The organism is Micromonospora desertarenae (assembly GCF_056150265.1).
Genome location: NZ_JAXCFQ010000008.1, coordinates 224,839 through 243,767, shown reverse-complemented (window position 1 = coordinate 243,767; position 18,929 = coordinate 224,839). Strand labels below are relative to the sequence as shown.

The 18,929-nt window shown below is 73.3% G+C and carries 17 protein-coding genes; 9 read left to right on the top strand and 8 right to left on the bottom strand.

Annotation, left to right across the window (positions count from 1 at the left end; genetic code table 11):
* Window positions 1-13 precede the first annotated feature (13 nt).
* The 5 genes from SM577_RS18905 to SM577_RS18885 all read right to left on the bottom strand — a co-directional run bounded on the left by SM577_RS18905 (window position 14) and on the right by SM577_RS18885 (window position 6,015).
* On the bottom strand, window positions 14-700 hold the full coding sequence (locus SM577_RS18905; protein ID WP_474587543.1) for a YesL family protein: 687 nt from the start codon (window positions 698-700) through the stop codon (window positions 14-16).
* A gap of 54 nt (window positions 701-754) precedes the next feature.
* Window positions 755-2,284, bottom strand: a complete 1,530-nt coding sequence (locus SM577_RS18900) for a GH39 family glycosyl hydrolase (RefSeq protein ID WP_474587542.1) — start codon at window positions 2,282-2,284, stop codon at window positions 755-757.
* Window positions 2,285-2,404: 120 nt separating this feature from the next.
* Window positions 2,405-4,045: an ABC transporter substrate-binding protein gene (locus SM577_RS18895; RefSeq protein WP_474580627.1), complete on the bottom strand. Its 1,641-nt coding sequence runs from the start codon at window positions 4,043-4,045 to the stop codon at window positions 2,405-2,407.
* A gap of 54 nt (window positions 4,046-4,099) precedes the next feature.
* Window positions 4,100-5,026: a carbohydrate ABC transporter permease gene (locus SM577_RS18890; RefSeq protein ID WP_474587541.1), complete on the bottom strand. Its 927-nt coding sequence runs from the start codon at window positions 5,024-5,026 to the stop codon at window positions 4,100-4,102.
* A complete protein-coding gene (locus tag SM577_RS18885; protein WP_302922136.1) occupies window positions 5,023-6,015 on the bottom strand; it encodes an ABC transporter permease in 993 nt (330 codons plus the stop codon). Before SM577_RS18885 ends, SM577_RS18890 begins: the two co-directional genes overlap by 4 nt.
* A gap of 414 nt (window positions 6,016-6,429) precedes the next feature.
* Here SM577_RS18885 and SM577_RS18880 point away from each other — a divergent pair, with 414 nt between their 5' ends.
* Both SM577_RS18880 and SM577_RS18875 read left to right on the top strand, forming a co-directional pair.
* A complete protein-coding gene (locus SM577_RS18880) occupies window positions 6,430-7,467 on the top strand; it encodes a LacI family DNA-binding transcriptional regulator (protein WP_302922137.1) in 1,038 nt (345 codons plus the stop codon).
* A 55-nt stretch (window positions 7,468-7,522) separates the two neighbouring features.
* Window positions 7,523-8,515 carry an acetylxylan esterase gene (locus tag SM577_RS18875; RefSeq protein ID WP_474587540.1) on the top strand — a complete coding sequence of 331 codons (993 nt, stop codon included), beginning with the start codon at window positions 7,523-7,525 and terminating at the stop codon, window positions 8,513-8,515.
* 40 nt (window positions 8,516-8,555) lie between these two features.
* On the opposite strand, the gene SM577_RS18870 is transcribed toward SM577_RS18875, so the two are convergent.
* The gene (locus SM577_RS18870; protein ID WP_302922139.1) at window positions 8,556-8,984 is read right to left on the bottom strand and encodes a DoxX family protein; all 429 of its coding nucleotides are present in this window, start codon (window positions 8,982-8,984) and stop codon (window positions 8,556-8,558) included.
* A gap of 243 nt (window positions 8,985-9,227) precedes the next feature.
* Here SM577_RS18870 and SM577_RS18865 point away from each other — a divergent pair, with 243 nt between their 5' ends.
* Complete coding sequence (locus tag SM577_RS18865; protein WP_474587575.1) at window positions 9,228-10,340, top strand: hypothetical protein; 1,113 nt, start codon at window positions 9,228-9,230, stop codon at window positions 10,338-10,340.
* 46 nt (window positions 10,341-10,386) lie between these two features.
* Complete coding sequence (locus tag SM577_RS18860; RefSeq protein ID WP_474587539.1) at window positions 10,387-11,154, top strand: Stf0 family sulfotransferase; 768 nt, start codon at window positions 10,387-10,389, stop codon at window positions 11,152-11,154.
* A gap of 35 nt (window positions 11,155-11,189) precedes the next feature.
* Here SM577_RS18860 and SM577_RS18855 read toward each other — a convergent pair whose 3' ends face one another.
* Window positions 11,190-11,570 carry a YccF domain-containing protein gene (locus tag SM577_RS18855; RefSeq protein ID WP_302922332.1) on the bottom strand — a complete coding sequence of 127 codons (381 nt, stop codon included), beginning with the start codon at window positions 11,568-11,570 and terminating at the stop codon, window positions 11,190-11,192.
* A gap of 245 nt (window positions 11,571-11,815) precedes the next feature.
* Here SM577_RS18855 and SM577_RS18850 point away from each other — a divergent pair, with 245 nt between their 5' ends.
* A complete protein-coding gene (locus SM577_RS18850; RefSeq protein ID WP_302922141.1) occupies window positions 11,816-12,913 on the top strand; it encodes a PQQ-dependent sugar dehydrogenase in 1,098 nt (365 codons plus the stop codon).
* 6 nt (window positions 12,914-12,919) lie between these two features.
* Here the strand turns inward: SM577_RS18850 and SM577_RS18845 are convergent, their stop codons facing one another.
* Window positions 12,920-13,822 carry a bifunctional helix-turn-helix transcriptional regulator/GNAT family N-acetyltransferase gene (locus SM577_RS18845; RefSeq protein WP_474587538.1) on the bottom strand — a complete coding sequence of 301 codons (903 nt, stop codon included), beginning with the start codon at window positions 13,820-13,822 and terminating at the stop codon, window positions 12,920-12,922.
* 163 nt (window positions 13,823-13,985) lie between these two features.
* Between SM577_RS18845 and SM577_RS18840 the strand changes: the two genes are divergently transcribed.
* The 4 genes from SM577_RS18840 (at window position 13,986) to SM577_RS18825 (ending at window position 18,929) form a co-directional block, all read left to right on the top strand.
* Window positions 13,986-14,375, top strand: a complete 390-nt coding sequence (locus tag SM577_RS18840) for a YybH family protein (protein WP_302922143.1) — start codon at window positions 13,986-13,988, stop codon at window positions 14,373-14,375.
* A gap of 209 nt (window positions 14,376-14,584) precedes the next feature.
* Window positions 14,585-16,168 (top strand): malate synthase A, encoded by a 1,584-nt coding sequence (gene aceB, locus SM577_RS18835; protein ID WP_474580633.1) that lies wholly within the window; start codon window positions 14,585-14,587, stop codon window positions 16,166-16,168.
* 29 nt (window positions 16,169-16,197) lie between these two features.
* On the top strand, window positions 16,198-17,664 hold the full coding sequence (locus SM577_RS18830) for an FAD-linked oxidase C-terminal domain-containing protein (protein WP_474580634.1): 1,467 nt from the start codon (window positions 16,198-16,200) through the stop codon (window positions 17,662-17,664).
* The gene (locus SM577_RS18825) at window positions 17,664-18,929 is read left to right on the top strand and encodes an FAD-binding oxidoreductase (protein ID WP_302922146.1); all 1,266 of its coding nucleotides are present in this window, start codon (window positions 17,664-17,666) and stop codon (window positions 18,927-18,929) included. Before SM577_RS18830 ends, SM577_RS18825 begins: the two co-directional genes overlap by 1 nt.

The window sequence follows — 18,929 nt, the reverse complement described above, 5'->3', positions numbered from 1 at the left end:
AGGTCGACCCCGCTCATGCGGTGAACTCCTCCCGGACCACCGCGATCATCGGGTCGCTGCCGCGCAGCAGCGCCAGCACCAGCACCGCGCCCAGCACCGCGAGCACCGCCTCGGAGGTGGCCAGCGCCACCGCCGTCGCCGCCACCAGCAGCAGGGCGTGGCCGAGCGTGACGACCGGGGTACGCAGCACGAAGTACCGGGCCAGCCGGACGACGTCCCGCACCCGGAACGTGAACAGCGACGTGATGACCAGCGCGTTGACGCCGACCACCGCCGCGCCCGCGCCGACGCCCACCAGCGGCACCGCCCACCAGCGCGGCAGGCCCGCGGCCGACAGGTGGGCGAGGTTCACCGCGATGACGATCAGCCACACCAGCAGCGGCACCCAGATCCGCAGCACCCCGAGGTTGGCCCGGTAGCCGCGCCAGAAGACCCGGGCGGGGTGCAGGTCGGTCAGGTCGAGGCGCTGGTGGTGCAGCGCGTACAACCCGGCGGAGACGGCCGGGCCGACCGGCAGCGCGCAGGCCGCGACCAGCGGCAGGTTGCTCACGTCCCGGTCCAGCAGCAACAGGGTGACCAGGCCCGGCGCGGTGCTGACCAGCAGCAGCACCTCCACCACCAGCAGGGTGTAGATCAGCGCCGCGGCGCGGGAGAGCGGTCCGTCGCCGAACTGGCGCTGGGTCCCGACGACGTCACTCATGCCGGCCATGAGGCACCTCCGCGCTGTGCTGATGATTCGCTCGCTGACGCTCGCTCATGTCGGGTCCGTCCCGGGGTGGCCGCCGAGCAGCGGGTCGTCGGCCCACCACGGCGGGGTCTCGTCGGTCACCGCCGTGAGTTCGGCCAGGGTCACCTCGTGCCGGTCCAGGTGCAGGTCGAGCGCGACGCGGCCGGCCGCCACCGGCAGGCTGGCGTGGCGCCGGGCCGGCTCGGCCGCCGCCCGCAGGGCGTCCAGTTCCCGGGTACGCGGCGACGGCGGCCGGCCCATCTCGCACCACGCCCGCCAGGCGTTGCCCGCCTCCTCGCTGACCGACGAGCGCAGCAGGAAGGCGGTGGTCGCGGACCCCGGCAGCGGCACCGACAGGCGCACCGTGTGCCGGTCGGGGACCGGTTCGCGGCCGGTCACGTCCACCGGCGCCCAGGCCAGCACGGTGATCCGGCCGGTGGCGTCGCGGGTGACCAGGTGGTCCGGGCCGCGGGCGAGGACCTGGTCGCCCATCCGGGCCAGGAAGGCGTACAGGTGGTAGGTGGGTTTCTTGATCTGGCGGTGGGTGAGCAGGCCGAAGCCGCCGTGGAACAGCGACGTCGGCACCCCCTCCTCCTCGAACACGTCGCTGAACGTCCAGTAGGAGAAGGAGTCGACCAGGTCACCGCCGGCGGCCACCACCGGGGCCAGGTACGCGGCGTGGAAGGCGGTGTCGTGGATCGGGTTGTCCGGCCGGTAGGAGGAGTTGAACTCGGTGATGTGCACCGGCAGGTCGGCCAGCGCGGTGCCGCGCAGGTGCCGCCGCGGGCTGGCGAACTGCTCCAGCAGGCTGCCCGCCGGCGCCAGGGTCTGGTGGGTGCCGAAGGGCACGTGCCGGGCCGGCCCGGAGGTGTACGCGTGCCGGCTGACGAAGTCGACCGGCACCGACCGGGCGGTGACGAACTCGGCGAACGGCACCAGCCACTCGTCGGCGCCGGGGGAGATGGCCGGCCCGCCGACCTGGAGCGCGGCGTCCACCTCCTTGACCGCGTGCGCGGTGACCTCGTACAGCCGGTGGTAGGCGTCCTGGTCGGCGCCCGCCCAGAACGCCGGCAGGTTCGGTTCGTTCCAGACCTCGATCGGCCAGCCGCGTACCTCGTCGAGCCCGTACCGGTCGACGAGGTGGCCGACCGTGGCCCGGACCAGGTGCGCCCACTCGGTCCAGGAGCGGGGCGGGGTGACGTTGCCGCGCCACCAGAACACTGTCTGCTCGCCGGAGGCGAGACCGGTGGGCATGAAGCCCAGCTCCACGAACGGCCGGACGCCGAGGTCGAGGTAGGCGTCGACCACCTGGTCGACGTACGTGAACGCGTGCCGTACCCGGCGCGACCCCTGGTACTCGTACGGGCGGTGGATGCCCACGCCGTCGCTGAGCAGCCCGTGCCCGCGGATGTGCCGGAAGCCGATCTCGCGTTGCACGAGGGCGAGGGATTCCTGGTAGTCGCGGCGCAGCGCCAGGTCGAACCGGCCGGTGCCGACGCAGGCGCGCCAGGCGTCGGTCAACCGGCCCGAGGGGTGCTCCGGTACGGAGATGCGCATCGTCGTCCTCAGTGCTCGGTGCGGCGGGGTGCTGTCGTGGGGCGGCTGCGGCCGGTCGGGTGAGGCCGGCGCGGGCCGTCGGGTGGCGCGGGTGGCGGCGCCACCCGACGGCTCGTCAGCTCAGCTGTGTTCCTTCTGGTAGCGGTCGTACGCCTTGTTGACCATCTCCAGGTACTGGTCCATGTTCTTGCCCTTGAGCTCGGTCAGGTAGGCGTCCCACTGGCTCAGGTCGCGCTGGCCGAGGATGAACTGGAGCGACGCCTGGGTGACGTGGTCGCGCAGCGGGGTCTCCCACAGCGACGCCTGCTCCCGCTCCTCGTCGGTGAACGGGTACGGCGGGGCCACCGGGATCGGGGCCCGGGCGTTCATCACCCGCTGGAACTCCTGTTCCTCGGCGGAGAAGAACGCCTGCACCAGGTCCGGGTTGCCGCCGTAGGCGAACACGCCGTTGTAGAAGCCGAAGTCCTTCTGCAGGTGCTTGCTCGCCTTGGGGTTGAGCCCGACCACGTTGACGTCGGCGGCCAGGGTGCGCTTGCCGGCGGAGTCCTTGACGAAGGTCGTCCCCTCCACGCCCCAGCGGGCGAACTCCTGCCCCGCGTCGGAGTACCACAGCCAGTCGACGAACTGCATCATGGCCACGAAGTTCTTGCTGTCACGCGCCTTCTTCGAGATCATCACGCCGTTCTCCAGCCGGCTGGCCGGGTTGATCTCGCCCGCCGGGCCGACCAGCAGCGGGATCTTGACGAGCTTCGCGTTCGGGATGGTCTTCGCCAGGTCTGGCCGGTGGTCGTTGACCAGGGTCTGCGCGTTGGCGCTGATCACGAACGACTTGCCGTTGGCGAGCTTCTGCCGCGCCTGGTCGTCGGTCTGGGTGAAGCTCTCCGGGTCGAGCAGCCCCTCCGTCACCAGCTTGTTGAGGTACTGCAGCAGCTGCTTGTACTGCTCGGTGGCGGCGGTGTACTGGAACTTCCTGGCGTTCGGGTCCCAGCTGGCGTGCTGGTAGTTCCAGCCGGCGCCGGCCAGCCCGTGGGTCACCGCGAGCAGGTTCAGCAGGTTGCCGCCCGGGTGCGGCTTGCTCCACCGGTCCGAGAACGGGTAGGTGGCCGGGTACTTCGCCTTCATCGCCTTGAGCACGGTGTACAGCTCGTCCCAGGTCTTCGGCACCGCCAGGCCGAGCTCATCGAGGACGTCGGTGCGGACCGCTAGCGAGTAGTCGTGCCACGGCTTCTCGTGCACCCCGGGCAGCAGGTAGAACTTGCCGTCGGCCTGCCGCAGGGTGTCGATCTCGGGCCCGAGGTTCCACTTGGAGATCTTGTCCTTGAGGTTGGGCATCAGGTCGAGGTAGTCGCTGACCGGGAGGATGGCGCCGGAGGAGACGTAGGCGTCCTCCTGGTTCGGATAGGTCTTCGGGATGATGAAGGGCGCGTCGCCGGCGCCGATCAGCAGGCTGCGCTTCTGCTCGTAGTCGCTCGCCGGCACGGCGACCGGTTCGAGCTTGACGTTGGTCCGCTTGGTCAGCTCCGACCAGAACAGCCACTCGTTCTTCAGCGGGTAGTTCGAGTGGTTGTTGTAGAGCACCGAGAAGGCGAGCGGCTCGGTGGCCTTGAACTGGGCGCCGACGCCGTAGTCGGCCATCGCGCCGACCCGGTTCTCCGCGAGGTCGTTCGCGTCGGACGAGTCGTCGCCGCAGGCGACGAGGGTGGTGAGGGCGAGCAGGCCGGCGGCGGCTACCGCGAGCCGGCGCCGCGATCTGTGGAACACGGCGGATCCTTTCGGTGGGGTGGGGGACGGGTGGGACATGGCGGAGACCGGTGGCTAGCCCTTGACCGCGCCGAGCATGACCCCGGAGACGAAGTACCGCTGCACGAACGGGTAGACCAGCAGGATGGGCAGGGTGGTGAGCACGATGGTCACGGCCTTGAGCGTCGCCTCGGCCTGGACCTCGTCGGCCTCGGCGATGGCGCCGACGTTCTCCGCGCCGGTCGCCCCGGCGATGAGGTTGCGCAGGTAGACGGTGACCGGCCAGAGATCCTGCTGGTCCAGGTAGAGGAACGCGGCGAACCACGAGTTCCAGAAGGAGACCGCGTAGAACAGCACCATCGTGGCGACCACCGCCTTGGACAGCGGCAGCACGATCCGCAGCAGGATGCCGTACGTGTTGAGGCCGTCGACGGCCGCCGCCTCCTCCAGTTCCACCGGCAGGCTCTCGAAGAACGCCTTCATCACCAGCAGGTTGAACACGTTGATGGCGTTCGGTACGGCGATGGCCCAGATGGTGTTCTTCATCCCGAGGCTGGTGACCAGGACGTAGTTGGGGATCAGCCCGCCGGAGAAGAACATGGTGAACACCGCGATGCCGACCAGCGCCGAGCGGCCCCGCAGATGCTTCTTCGACAGCACGTACGCGTAGCAGGTGGTCAGCACGATCGCGATGACCGTGGCGACCACCGTGTACACCACCGTGTTGCGGTAGTTCGTCCAGAACATCGAGTCGGACATGACCAGCCGGTACGTGTCCAGGTTGAACCCCCGCGGCACCAGGCTGACCTGGCCGGCGATGATGTACGCCTCGTCGCTGAGCGAGCGGGCCACGATGTTGACGAACGGGTACAACGTCACCACCACGACGCCGGTCAGGATCACGGCGTTGACCGCCTGGAACACCCGGTAGCCCCGGCTGACCCGGGAGCGACGGGGCCGTGGGCGCGGCCGCGGCGGGGCTTGTCCGGTCCCGGTGGTCACCACAGGCTCGTTCCCACCGTGCGGCGGGCGATCAGGTTCGCCGACAGCACCAGGGTCAGCCCGATCACGGCCTCGAACAGCCCGATCGCGGCCGCGTAGCTGAAGTTGCTGGACCCGAAGCCCATCCGGAACAGGTACGTGGAGATGACGTCGGCGGTCGGGTACGTCAGCGGGTTGTACAGCAGCAGGATCTTCTCGAACCCGACCGCCATGAAGGTGCCGATGTTGAGGATCAGCAGCGTGACCATCGTCGGGCGGATGCCGGGCAGCGTCACGTGCCAGGTCTGGCGCCACCGGTTCGCGCCGTCGATCCGGGCCGCCTCGTAGAGGTTGTCGTCCACGGTGGTCAGCGCGGCGAGGTAGAGGATGGTGCCCCAGCCGACGGTCTGCCAGACCTCCGAGGAGACGTAGATCGTCCGGAACCACTCCGGCCGTTGCAGGAACGGCACCGGCTCGCCGCCGGCGGCCTGGACGAGCTGGTTCACCGTCCCGTCGACGGAGACCAGCTGCATCACCATCGCCGCCACGATCACGATCGACAGGAAGTGCGGCAGGTACGACACGGACTGCACGAACTGCTTCAGCTTGCGGGTGCGGATCTCGTTGAGCAGCAACGCCAGCACGATCGGCAGCGGGAAGCAGAACAGCAGGGTCAGCGCGCCCAGCACCAGGGTGTTGGTGAACGCCTCCCAGAACGACGGGTCGTTGAGGAACATCCGCACGTACCGCAGCCCGACCCAGCGCTCGCCGAAGATGCTCCCGCCCGGCTCGAACCGGCGGAAGGCGATCACGTTCCCGAGCATCGGCAGGTAGCGGAAGATCAGGAAGAACAGCAACGGCAGTACCGCCAGCGAGTAGAGCTGCCAGTCCCGGCGTACCGCCTGACGCCAGGTGCGGCGGCGCTTGCGGCGGCGGGGCGCCGGGGCCGTCCCGGTCGCGGGCAGATCGGGTGCCGGCGGTGGCGGATGCAGCGTTCCGGGGGTGCTCATCGGCGGTCTCCTAGGCGGCGAGCGGGGGGACCGTGGCCGGACGGTGCCGTGCCCGGTCCGGCCGGGGTGGACGGACGGCGCCCGGGCCGGGTGGTGGTCGGTCGGCGGGCGACTGCTTCGTCATGCACACCCCTTCACGTCGACCAGACGCCGCCGCATCCGGCTCCGGAACGTGCGGTGTGATGGCCAACTTCGAAAGTTTCGGTAACCTCCCGGTACTTGCTGCGGAAACCTAGGGGCCCACTCCGGGTGTGTCAAGGGTGGTGAAGATGCCGCTCCCACGCTTTGGGCCGCCGACCAGCCATCGACGCCCGTGACCAGGGAGATGGCTGACGATCGATTCGCCGGCCTCGTGGCCGGCGGTCCGCTGTGCTAGGGTTCGCCGAAAATTTCGGACGTCGCGGATGAGGTTCCATGACACCGTCCCGCCCGGCGCGCGCACCCGGCCCCGCCACCATCGCGACCATCGCGGAAGAGGTCGGCGTCTCCGTGGCGACCGTCTCGAAGGTCCTCAACGGACGCTCGGACGTCGCCGCCGAGACCAGGGCGCGCGTCGAAGCCAGCCTCGACCGGCACCGGTACCGCCGCCGGTCGCGCCGGGAGTCGGCCCGCTCCCGCCAGATCCACCTGGTGTTCCACGAGTTCGCCAACGAGTGGGCGATGGAGATCATCCGTGGGGTCGAGTCGGTGGCCGCCGCCGCGGAGGTCGGCGTGCTCCTGTCCCAGCTCGGCGGGCGCCACCGCCCGTCCCAGCAGTGGCTGGACGAGGTGCTCGCGCACCCGCCGCTGGGCATGCTGTTCGTGCTCTGCCACCTGTCCGAGTCGCAGCACCAGCAGCTGCGGAGGCGGTCGGTCCCGTTCGTCGTCGTGGACACCGACAGCGCGACCTCCGCCTCGGTGCCCACCGTCGGCTCGAACAACTGGAACGGCGGCCTGCTCGCCACCCGCCACCTGCTGGAGCTGGGTCACCGCCGGATCGGGATCATCTCCGGGCCCGAGGACGTGCTGTGCAGCCGGGCCCGGGCCGCGGGCTTCCGGTCCGCGCACGACGAGGCCGGCCTGCCGATCGACCCCGAGCTGGTCCGGTTCGGCAGCTTCTACGTGGACGCCGGCTACACGCACGGGCTGGAACTGCTGTCCCGGCCGGACCGCCCCACGGCGATCTTCGCCGGCTCGGACATGCAGGCGATGGGGGTGCTCCGGGCCGGACGCCAGCTCGGCCTGGACGTGCCCGGGGACCTGTCGGTGATCGGGTACGACAACCTGCCGGTGGCGGCCTGGATCGGACCGGCCCTGACCACTGTCAACCAGCCGCTCGGCGACATGGCCGGCACCGCCACCCAGATGCTGCTCGACCTGGCGCGCGGCGTGGACCCGCCGACGAGCCGGATCGACCTGGTCACCGAGCTGGTGGTGCGGGAGACCACCGCGCCACCCGCCCACTCCCGCTGACCCGCCGCGCCGGACGGCGCTGAACCCACCCCGCCGAACCGACCCGCGAGGAGCCATGGCCCTGTTCGACCTTCCCCTCGACCAACTCCGGCGGTACGCGCCGGTGGTGGCCGAGCCGGACGACTTCGACGAGTTCTGGCGCGGCACGCTGGCGGCGGAGGCCGCCCGGCCGGTGCTGCTCGACGTCCGGCCCGAGCCGACCGACCTGCGGCTGGTCGACTCCTGGGACGTCACCTTCGCCGGCTTCGGCGGCGACCCGGTCCGGGCCTGGTACACCCGTCCGGCCGGCACCGACGGGCCCCTGCCCACGGTGGTGGAGTACGTCGGCTACGGGCGCGGCCGTGGCCTGCCGCACGAGCGCCTGACCTGGCCGGTGGCCGGTTACGCGCACCTGCTGATGGACTCCCGGGGCCAGTCCGGCCGGTACGGCGGCGGCGACACCGCCGACCCGGGCGCCGGCGCGCCCGGCGGCCCCTGGCCGGTGACCTGGGGCATCCTGACGCCGCAGAGCTACCACTACCGGCGACTCATCACCGACGCGGTGCGCGCCGTGCAGGCGGTCCGCGCGCTGCCGGGCGTCGACGCCAGCCGGGTCGTCGCGGCCGGGAACAGCCAGGGCGGCGGCCTCGCCCTCGCCGTGGCCGGGCTCGTGGCCGATCTCGCCGCGCTGGTCACCACCGCGCCGTTCCTCTGCCACATCCAGCGGGCCATCGAGATCACCGACGCCTCGCCGTACGGCGAGATCGCCCAGTACCTGGCGGCCAACCGGGAGGCGGAGGAGCCGGTCCGCCGGACCCTCTCCTACGTCGACGGGGTCGCCTTCGCCCGCCGGGCCTGCGCGCCCGCGCACTTCGGGATCGGCCTCCGCGACCAGGTCTGCCCGCCGAGCACCGGGTTCGCCGCCTACAACCAGTACGGCGCCGGCACCGGGCGGCCCGCGCCACCGGAGCGGGAGCTGCACGTCTACCCGTTCAACCAGCACGAGGGCGGGGCGGCGGTGCAGGTGCGCCGCCAGCTGCGCTGGCTGGCCGGGGTGCTCGGGCACTGACCCCCGCCGCGCCCCCGGGTCACCTCCGGCGCTCGCCCGCTCACTGGGCGGGCACCGGCGTCCGGCTGGCGCGGCGGGCCCGCAGCAGCGGGTCGAGCGCCCACGCGCCGGGGCCGAGCACCGCGATGAGCAGGAACGACCAGCAGAACAGCACGGCCAGCTCACCGCCGTTGCGCAGCGGCAGCAGGGCGTCCGGCTGGTGCACCATGAAGTACGCGTACGCCATGGAGCCGGACGCCAGGATCGCGGCCGGCCGGGTGAACAGGCCGAGGAGCACCAGCCCGCCGCAGACCCCCTGGATCAGCGCGGCCCACCAGCCCGGCCACTGGCCCAGCGGGATCGCCTCGCCGGTGCCCCGGTTGCCACCGAGGACACCGAAGAGCGAGGCCAGACCGTGACAGAGGAACAGCAGCCCGATGACCGCGCGGAAGAGGGACACCGCCGGTCCGACGATCTGCTCAGGACGCATTCCGACACCTCCGTTCGAGGGAACCGATCGGGCCCCAGGATGCCGAGGCGCATTTAGTCGTGTCGATACTTTCCCCCACTGTGGGAACGCTCCCATGGCTGCTGGCGGGATGTGGCCGCCGATCGGTGCGGCGGTCGCCGCGACCCGCCCGGCGGCGGTGACCGGCTCCCGCGGTCGGCCCGAACCCGACGCGCGACCGGTCGGACCCGGCCGGCTGGACCGGTGATGGAAGGATTGCCGGTGATGCGACGACGTGACCCGACGGCCCGGCGACTGTCGGCCGGCGCGGCCGTGGCCGCGGTCCTCGCCCTGCCGGCGCCGAGCGGCGCGGTGGCCGCTCCGACGCCCGCGCCGGGAGCCCCGGTGTGCCGGATCCGCGACGACCGGCTGACCGAGATCTCCGGGATGGCCGCCACGGACGACGGGTACGTCGTGGTCAACGACGGCGCCGACGACGCGGCCCGCCGCCGGATCTTCTTCCTGGCCGCGGACTGCGCGGTGACCCGGACCGTGTCCTACCCGTCGCGGCCGCGGGACACCGAGGATCTCGCCGTCGGCGCGGACGGCACGGTGTGGGTCGCCGACATCGGCGACAACGACCGGTCCCGGCAGACGGTCGCGGTCTGGAAGCTCGCCCCGGGAGCGGCCCGGCCGGTGCTGTACCGGATGGCCTATCCGGACCGTCCGCACGACGCCGAGGCGATGCTGCTGACCGGCGACGGCCGACCGGTGATCGTGTCCAAGTACTCCGGCGTGCTCTACGCGCCGAGCGCCGCCCTGCGGCCGGGCGCGACGGTGCCCCTGGCCGAGGTGGGACAGGTCCGGCTGCCGGCCACCACGACGAGCAACCCGTTCTCGGTGCTCGGCCGGACGGCGGTCACCGGTGCCGCCACCGCACCGGGCGGGGAGCGCGTCGTGCTGCGCACCTACGCCGACGCGTTCGAGTTCGACGTCACCGGCGGCGACGTGATCGCCGCGCTGACCGGCGGGACGCCGCGGGTCACCCCGTTGCCCGACGAGCCGCAGGGTGAGTCGATCACCTACAGCCGGGACGGGCGCTTTCTGCTCACCGTCTCCGAGACCGCCGACCAGCCGCCGGGTACGCGGCCGAGCATCCTGCGCTACCCGGCGGCCGGCCCGTCCACCGGGTCACCCACCGCCCCGACCACCGGGCCGACCAGTGCCCCGACCACCCCCGTGCCGACCGCACCCGCGCGGGCCGACCGGGTCGCCGGCGATCAGGCCGGCGGGGTCCGGCCGATGGTGGCGGCCGGGGCGGTCGGGCTGGGTCTGCTGGTGGTGGGCCTGCTCGTCCTGGCCTGGTCGCGGCGGTCCCGGTCCGGCCGGCCGGGCTGAGCCAACTCGGTTGCGCCGCGCACCGGCGGTGCGCTTGGGTGTGCCCATGCCAGCGGACCGGGTCGACTCGTACTTCGTCTGCGCCACCCCGCGTACCGGCAGCTCGCTGCTGCTCGGGCTGCTGGAGTCCACCGGGGTCGCCGGCCACCCGCAGGCGTACTTCCGGGCGCCGGACGAGCCGCTCTGGGCCGACCGGTGGCGGCTGCCCCGCGCCGCCGACGGCCGCGTCGACTACGCGGACTACCTGCGTGCCGCGCTGGCCGAGGGCCGGACCGGCAACGGGGTGTTCGGTGCGAAGCTCATGTGGGGAGCGGTGGAGGAGCTGGTCGCCCGCCTCGCGACCGTCCACCCCGACCTGTCCGGTGCCGACACCGCGCTGCTCGACCGGGCGTTCGGTCGTACCCGCTTCGTCTTCCTGCGCCGCGACGACGTGCTGGCCCAGGCGGTCTCCTGGCTGCGGGCCGAGCAGACCGGCGCCTGGTTCGTCGGCGGCAACGGGGAGATCAGCGGAAACGCCGGCACCGGCCGGGCACCCCGCTTCGACGCCGCCGGGATCCGGCATTACCTCCAGGTGATCGAGGAGCACAACGCGGCCTGGGAGGCGTGGTTCGCGGCCCGGGGGATCCGGCCGTACCGGGTGCGGTACGAGGACCTCGACCAGGACACGGTGGCCGCCACCCGCGGTGTGCTGGACTTCCTCGGCCTGGAGCCGCCGGCCGGGGACGGCGCCATCGTGGCCCGGCACCGGCGCCAGGCCGACCGGCTCAACCGGGACTGGATCGAGCGGTACCGGGCGGAGCCGGTCGACGGCTGAGCTGCCCGCACGCCCGGTGCCGGGCGGCCGCGGGCCTACGGTGCGTCGACGACGTCCCGCCCGAGCGGCCAGAACGCCGCCGGGACGAGCTTGAAGTTGGCCACCCCGAACGGGATGCCGATGATCGTGACGCAGAGCGCGACGCCGGCGACCAGGTGGGACAGCGCCAGCCACCAGCCCGCCAGCACCACCCAGAGCACGTTGGCCAGGCCGGACGCGACACCCGCACCCGGCTTGGGCACCACGGTGCGGCCGAAGGGCCACAACGAGTACCCGGCCAGGCGCAGCGACGCCACCCCGAACGGGATGGTGACGACGAGGACGAAGCAGATCAGGGCGGCGATGCCGTAGCCGATCGCGAGGACCAGGCCGCCGCCGAAGACGAGCCACAGCACGTTGAGCACGAAGCGAATCACCATTCCAGCATGAACACCGCTCGCCACCGGGCCGGGGCGCGGGCGGCACGGCAACCCGGGCGGTCGACCGTACCCGCCGGGTGCGATCGACCGGGCGGCGTCTCCGCCCGGCGGCGGCCCGTGTGGTCGCGGTGACGCCGTCGAGACGGCGGGCGCCGCAGGCTGGGGGAGCGCCCGTCCACGCTCGACCGGCGGGCGGCGCCGGTGTCGCCCGGCGTGTGTCGCGAGAGCCCGAGGGGGCCGGCATGAGAAGACGCAGCGTTGTCGCCACCATCGCCCTCGCCGGTTGCCTCGGCGTGGCCGGGGCGCCCGCGCCGGTCACCGCGCACCGGCCCGCGAGCGGCCCGGCGTCCGGTTGGTGGGGGTACGACTTCACCCGGCCGTCGGTGGTCGCCGGCGGCCTGGAAGCGCCGTGGGGGCTGGCCTTCCTGCCCGACGGCAGCGCCCTGGTCGGCGAGCGGAACAGCGGGCGGGTCCTGCGGGTGGGGCGGGGTCTGGCACCCCGGCAGGTGGCGCGGATCGCCGGCGTCTCGGCGGTCGGCGAGTCCGGGCTGCTCGGGCTGGCCGTCTCGCCGCGCTACCGCGCCGACGGTTACGTCTACGCGTACTTCACCTCCGCCGTGGACAACCGGATAGTCCGCTTCCGGCTGGCCGCGCCGAACGTCCAGCAGCCGATCCTCAGCGGGCTGGCCCGGGCCAGCTCGCACGACGGCGGGCGCATCGCCTTCGGCCCGGACGGGATGCTCTACGCGGGCGTCGGGGACGCCGCCCAGCCGGCCACCGCGCAGGACCCGCGCAGCCGCAACGGGAAGATCCTGCGGCTGCGGCCCGACGGTGGCGTGCCGTGGGACAACCCGGTCCCGGGTTCGCCGGTCTACAGCCTCGGCCACCGCAACGTGCAGGGCCTGGCCTGGGACTGGCGAGGCCGGCTCTACGCGACCGAGTTCGGCGCCAGCAGCTGGGACGAGGTCAACCGGGTGGTGCCCGGCGGCAACTACGGCTGGCCGGTGGTGGAGGGGGTGGCCGGCGACCCACGCTTCCGCGACCCGATCGTGACGTGGCGGCCCGCCGAGGCGTCGCCCAGCGGGGCGGCGATCGCGGGCGGGCGGCTCTACGTGGCGGCACTGCGCGGCACCCGGCTGTGGGTCGTGCCGCTCGACGCCGCGGGCGGCGCCGGCACGCCCACCGCGGAACTCGTCGGCAGCTACGGCCGGCTGCGTACGGTCGTCGTCGCGCCGGACGGCTCGCTCTGGGTCACCACCAGCAACCGCGACGGGCGGGGCACCCCGGCTCCCGGCGACGACCGGATCCTGCGCTTCCCGCCCTGCTGGTGGCGGTGCTGACCGGGGTCACGGTCCCACCGGGGCCAGGTCCTTGGCGAACCAGTGGTGCGCGTAGGGCTCGGTGTTGTAGGGCTCGACCTCCCGGTAGCCGGCGGCGCGGTACATCGTGATCGCCTCGGTGAGGTTGCGGTTGGTGTCCAGCCGGACGGTGGTCCAGCCCCGCTCGGCGGCGTAGCGCTCCAGCTCGCCCAGCATCCGCCGGCCGATGCCGAGCCCGCGCACGGTGTCCGACACCCAGACCCGCTTGATCTCGGCGGGCGCGCCCGGGTGCAGCTTCACCGCGCCGCAGCCGACCGGCTCGGCGTTGAGGGTGGCGAGCAGGAACACGCCGGCGGGCGGGACCAGTTCCTCGTCGCGCACCGGGTTGCTCAGCGCCGGGTCGAACCCGTCGTCGAACCGGCGCCCGACGTCCCGGGCGTACGCCCGCACGCAGGCCCGGGCCCGCGGGTCGCCCGGCGGGCACGGCTCGATCACCACCATCGAGGCGACCAGCAGCCGCTCGACCTCGGCCATCGCGGCGACCAGCCGTTCCCGGCGCGCCTCGGTCAGCGGCGCGAGGATCGACCAGGCCAGCTCGTCGGAGCGCTTGTCGAGTTCGGCCCACTCGGCCCGGCCGGCGGCGGTCAGCACGGCCGTGCGGACCCGCTGGTCGCCGGCCTGCTCGGCGGGCCCGACGGTGACCAGCCCGTCGCTCTCCAGGGTGCGCAGCAGCCGGCTGAGGTACCCGGAGTCCAGCCCGAGCCGGACCCGCAGCGCGGCGACCTCGGCGCCGCCGGGGCCGATCTCCCAGAGCAGCCGGGCCTGCGCCAGCGGGCGGCCGCGGGCCATGTACTCGTCGTCGAGCGCGCCGACCCGCTGGGTGACCGTCCGGTTGAACCGCCGCACCGCGGCGATGAGCGGGGAGTCCATATACCTGACTTTAGTCAGGCTTACCGCGTGGTCGCCAGGCGGGGTCGTCGACCGTCCCGAAACCGGGTCGGCGATCGCCTTTTCCTCCGTCTCGTGTCCCGACGCTGCGACACTGGTCCCGCAGCGGTCCACCCCGGCGCCGCCGCCAGAAGGGAAGCCCGCGATGACCGACAGGTCTGGCGTAGCAGCCTGGATCCGGGCCTATGAATCCGCCTGGCGGACGGCGGGAACCGACCAGCTCGACCTGCTCTTCACCAGCGACGCCACCTACCAGATGTCGCCGTTCCAGGAGCCGCATCGGGGTCTCGACGCCATCCGCAGGCTGTGGGACGCCGAACGCGCCGGGCCGGGCGAGGAGTTCGAGATGGACTTCCAGATCATCGCCGTCGACGACCCGCAGGCGGTCGTACGGCTGGAAGTGCGATACGGCGGCCCTCGCCCCCAGGTGTTCCGCGATCTGTGGATCCTCACGTTCACCGCGGACGGCCGGTGCCTGGCCTTCGAGGAGTGGCCGTTCAGCCCCGAGCCTTCCGCGCCGCACCACACCCCCTGATCCCGGCGCCCGGTGCCAGCGGCTGTCGCCCGCCCACCCCGCAGCGTAGCGACGGGTGGATCGGGCGGGACCGGGTAGCGCTGTGGAAGATCTGATCGGGCAGGGACGGCCGGCGACCCTCGCGATCCGCCCACCTCGGCACTAGAGTCGACGCCAGCATCCCGTCGATCGATCCGACTGCATCTGCCCTCGACGGTGAGGAGCGCGTCATGGGTATGCCCGACGGCGTCGAACTGGCCGGCCCCCGGCACGACCGGTTCCCGGAGATCCTCACCCCGCAGGCCCTCGCCTTCCTCGCCGAGCTGCACCGCGCCTTCGACGCCCGACGGCGGGAGCTGCTCGCCCGGCGCGCCGAACGCGAGGCGGCGCTGGCCGCCGGTGAGTTGCTGGACTTCCTGCCCGAGACCCGGCACGTCCGTGACGGCGAGTGGCGGGTGGCTCCGCCCGCGCCCGGCCTGGTCGACCGCCGGGTGGAGATCACCGGGCCGACCGACGCGAAGATGACCATCAACGCCCTCAACTCGGGCGCGAAGGTCTGGCTCGCCGACCAGGAGGACGCCAACACGCCACTGTGGGAGAACGTGATCGGCGGCCAGCTCAACCTGCGCGACGCGATCGACCGGACGCTCTCCTACACCGCCCCGGACGGCCGCCGCTACGCCCTGCGCGACGGCGAGCTGGCGACCATCGTGGTCCGGCCCCGCGGCTGGCACCTGACCGAGAAGCACATCCTGGTCGACGGCGAACGCACCTCGGGCAGCCTTGTCGACTTCGGCCTGTACTTCTTCCACTGCGCCGCCCGGCAGCTCGACCGCGGCTCCGGGCCGTACTTCTACCTGCCCAAACTGGAGAGCCACCTGGAGGCGCGGCTCTGGAACGACGTGTTCCTGCTCGCCCAGGAGCGGTTGGGCATCCCGCGCGGCACCATCCGGGCGACAGTGCTCATCGAGACCTACCCGGCGGCGTTCGAGATGGAGGAGATCCTCCACGAGCTGCGCGAGCACTCCGCCGGCCTCAACGCGGGCCGGTGGGACTTCATGTTCAGCGTCATCAAGAAGTTCCGCACCCGGGGACGGGACTTCCTGCTGCCCGACCGCAACGCGGTGACCATGACCGCGCCGTTCATGCGCGCGTACACCGAACTGCTGGTGCGGACCTGCCACCGGCGCGGCGCGCACGCGATCGGCGGGATGGCCGCCTTCATCCCCAGCCGCCGCGACCCGCAGGTCAACGAGACCGCGCTGGCGAAGGTCCGCGAGGACAAGACCCGGGAGGCGGGCGACGGCTTCGACGGCTCCTGGGTGGCCCACCCCGACCTGGTGCCGGTCTGCCGCGAGGTGTTCGACCGCGTGCTCGGCGACCGGCCCCACCAGCTCGACCGGACCCGCGACGAGGTACGGGTCACCGCCGCCCAGCTGCTCGACGTGCGCGGCACGCCCGGCCAACGGACCGAGGCCGGGCTGCGCAACGACATCAGCGTCGGCATCCAGTACCTGGCGAGCTGGCTGCGCGGCACCGGGGCGGTGGCCATCTTCAACCTGATGGAGGACGCCGCGACCGCCGAGATCTCCCGCTCGCAGGTGTGGCAGTGGCTGCACAACGGCGTCACCCTCGACGACACCGGTGAGAAGGTCGACCGGGACCTGGTCGAGCGGCTCGCCGACGAGGAACTGGCGAAGCTGCCGGGCGACCCGGCCGACTACGCCGAGGCGCGGTCGCTGTTCATGGCGGTCGCCGTCGCCGACGACTTCGTGGACTTCCTGACCCTGCCCGCGTACGAGCGGATGCCCTGACCACCAGCGACCGCGACGGGAGGCCGGCGATGACCACGACGGACATCGGCACCCTCGCCGCGACCCTGCGGGCGGTCCTCGGCGCCGAGCACGTGATCACCGACCGGCAGGAGCTGCGCACCTACGAGTGCGACGGGCTCGCCCAGTACAAGGTGATCCCCGCTCTGGTCGCCCTGCCGGGCACCGCCGCCGAGTGCGCGGCGACCGTCCGGGCCTGCGTGGACGCCGGGGTGCCGTTCGTCGCCCGGGGCTCCGGCACCGGCCTGTCCGGCGGGGCACTGCCGCACGCCGACGGGGTGCTCGTGGTCACCTCGCGGCTGCGCGCCATCCGGGAGGTCGCCCCGGCCGACGAGCGGGCCGTGGTCGAGCCCGGCGTGATCAACCTCCAGGTCACCCGGGCGGCCACCCCGTACGGCTACTACTACGCCCCCGACCCGTCCAGCCAGCAGATCTGCTCGATCGGCGGCAACGTGGCGGAGAACTCCGGCGGCGCGCACTGCCTGAAGTACGGGTTCACCACCAACCACGTCACCGGACTGGAGGTGGTCACTCCGGACGGGGACCTGGTACGCCTCGGCGGTCGCGCCCCGGACCCGCCCGGCTACGACCTGCTCGGCGCGTTCGTCGGCTCCGAGGGGACGCTCGGCATCGCCACCGAGGTCACCGTGCGGCTGGTCCGGCTGCCCGAGTCGGTCCGTACGCTGCTGGCCGCCTTCCCGTCCACCGACGAGGCGGGGGCGGCGACCTCGGCCGTCATCGCGGCCGGGGTGGTGCCGGCGGCGATCGAGATGATGGACGCGCTCGCCATCTCCGCCGCCGAGTCGGCGGTGCGCTGCGGCTACCCGGCCGGCGCGGGCGCGGTGCTGATCGTCGAGCTGGACGGTCCGGCGGCCGAGGTGGACGCCCAGTTCGCCGAGGTCGAGCGGCTCTGCCGGGACAACGGCGCCGGGGAGATCCGGGTCGCCGCGGACGACGCCGAGCGGGCGCTGATCTGGAAGGGGCGCAAGTCGGCGTTCGCCGCGGTCGGCCGGATCAGCCCCGACTACATCGTCCAGGACGGCGTCATCCCGCGCACCGCGCTGCCCGAGGTGCTGCGCCGCATCGCCGAGCTCGCCGCCCGGCGCGGCGTCCGGGTGGCCAACGTCTTCCACGCCGGGGACGGCAACCTGCACCCGCTGGTCCTCTTCGACGACGGCGTGGCCGGCCAGGCCGAGCAGGCCGAGGAGGTCTCCGGGGCGATCCTCGAGCTCTGCGTCGAGCACGGCGGCTCGATCACCGGTGAGCACGGCGTCGGCATGGACAAGGTGACCTTCATGCCGCGCATGTTCACCGACGACGACCTCGACACCATGCAGCTGCTGCGGTGCGCCTTCGACCCGCGCGGGCTGGCCAACCCGGGCAAGGTCTTCCCGACACCCCGGCTCTGCGGTGAGGTGCCCGGCCGGCGCCGGGGCGCCCACCCGGCGCAGGAGGCCGGCCTGGCGGAGCTGTTCTGATGTCCGGCGACGTGCTGGCCGCCCTCCGCGACGCGGCCGGCGACGCCGACGCCGTCCGCCCGGCCGGCGCCGGCGACGCGGTGGCCGGGGTGCCGGCCCGCTACCGGGCCGCGCCCGGCTCCACCGAGGCCGCCGCCGCCGTCCTGCGGGTGGCGGCCGCGCACGGCCTCGCCGTCGTCGTCGCCGGTGGCCTGACCAAGCAGGACTGGGCGAACCCGCCCCGCCGGCTGGACCTGGTCGTCGACACCGGGCGGCTCACCGGGGTGGTCGAGCACGCCGCCGGCGACCTGATCGTCGTCGTGCGGGCCGGCACCCGACTGGCGGACCTGCCGGCCCGGTTGGCCCCGGCGGGACAGCAACTGGCCCTGGACGCGCCGGCGCTGCCCGGCGGCGCGGGCGCGACGGTCGGCGGCGCGGTGGCGGTGAACACCAGCGGGCCGCGCCGGATGCGCTACGGCACCGTCCGGGACCTGCTGATCGGCATCACCGTGGTGCGGCCGGACGGGGTGGTGGCCCACGCCGGCGGCAAGGTGGTGAAGAACGTCGCCGGCTACGACCTCGGCAAGCTCTTCACCGGCTCGTACGGCACGCTCGGCCTGATCACCGAGTGCGCCTTCCGGCTGCACCCGCTGCCGGCCGCGGGCGGGTACGTGCGTCGGCCGGTGGACGGCGAGGCGGAGGCCGGTCGGCTGGTCGCCGCCGTGCTCGGCGCGCAACTCGTGCCCAGCGCGCTGGAGGTGCACGCCCCGCCCGACGGCGGCGTCGAGGTCGCGGTGCTGATCGAGGGCACACCGTCCGGCGTCCGCGAGCGGGTCGCCGCGACCCGGCGCCTGCTCGGCGCCGCCGCGACCGCCTCGGACACCCCGCCGCCGTGGTGGCCGGCCTACCCGTGGCGGATGGGCGACGTCGGGCTGAAGCTGACCGCCGCGCTCTCCGGCGTCCCGGGACTGCTCACGGCCGCTCGGGCGGCGGGGCGGCGGCACGGAATTCCCGTGCGGGTCAGCGGTTCGGCGGGCACCGGCGTCCTCTACGCCGGCCTGCCCGGCGCCGCCCGGCCCGACGCGGTGGCCCGGATCGTCGCGGACCTGCGCGCCGCGACGGCGGCCGCCGGCGGGCACGCCGTGGTGCTGACCGCGCCGGCGGCGGTGCGCGACCGGGTCGACCTGTGGGGGCCGGTCGGTGGACTGGAACTGATGCACCGGGTCAAGGCGCAGTTCGACCCGGACGCCCGGTTCGCGCCCGGCCGCTTCGTCGGAGGGATCTGA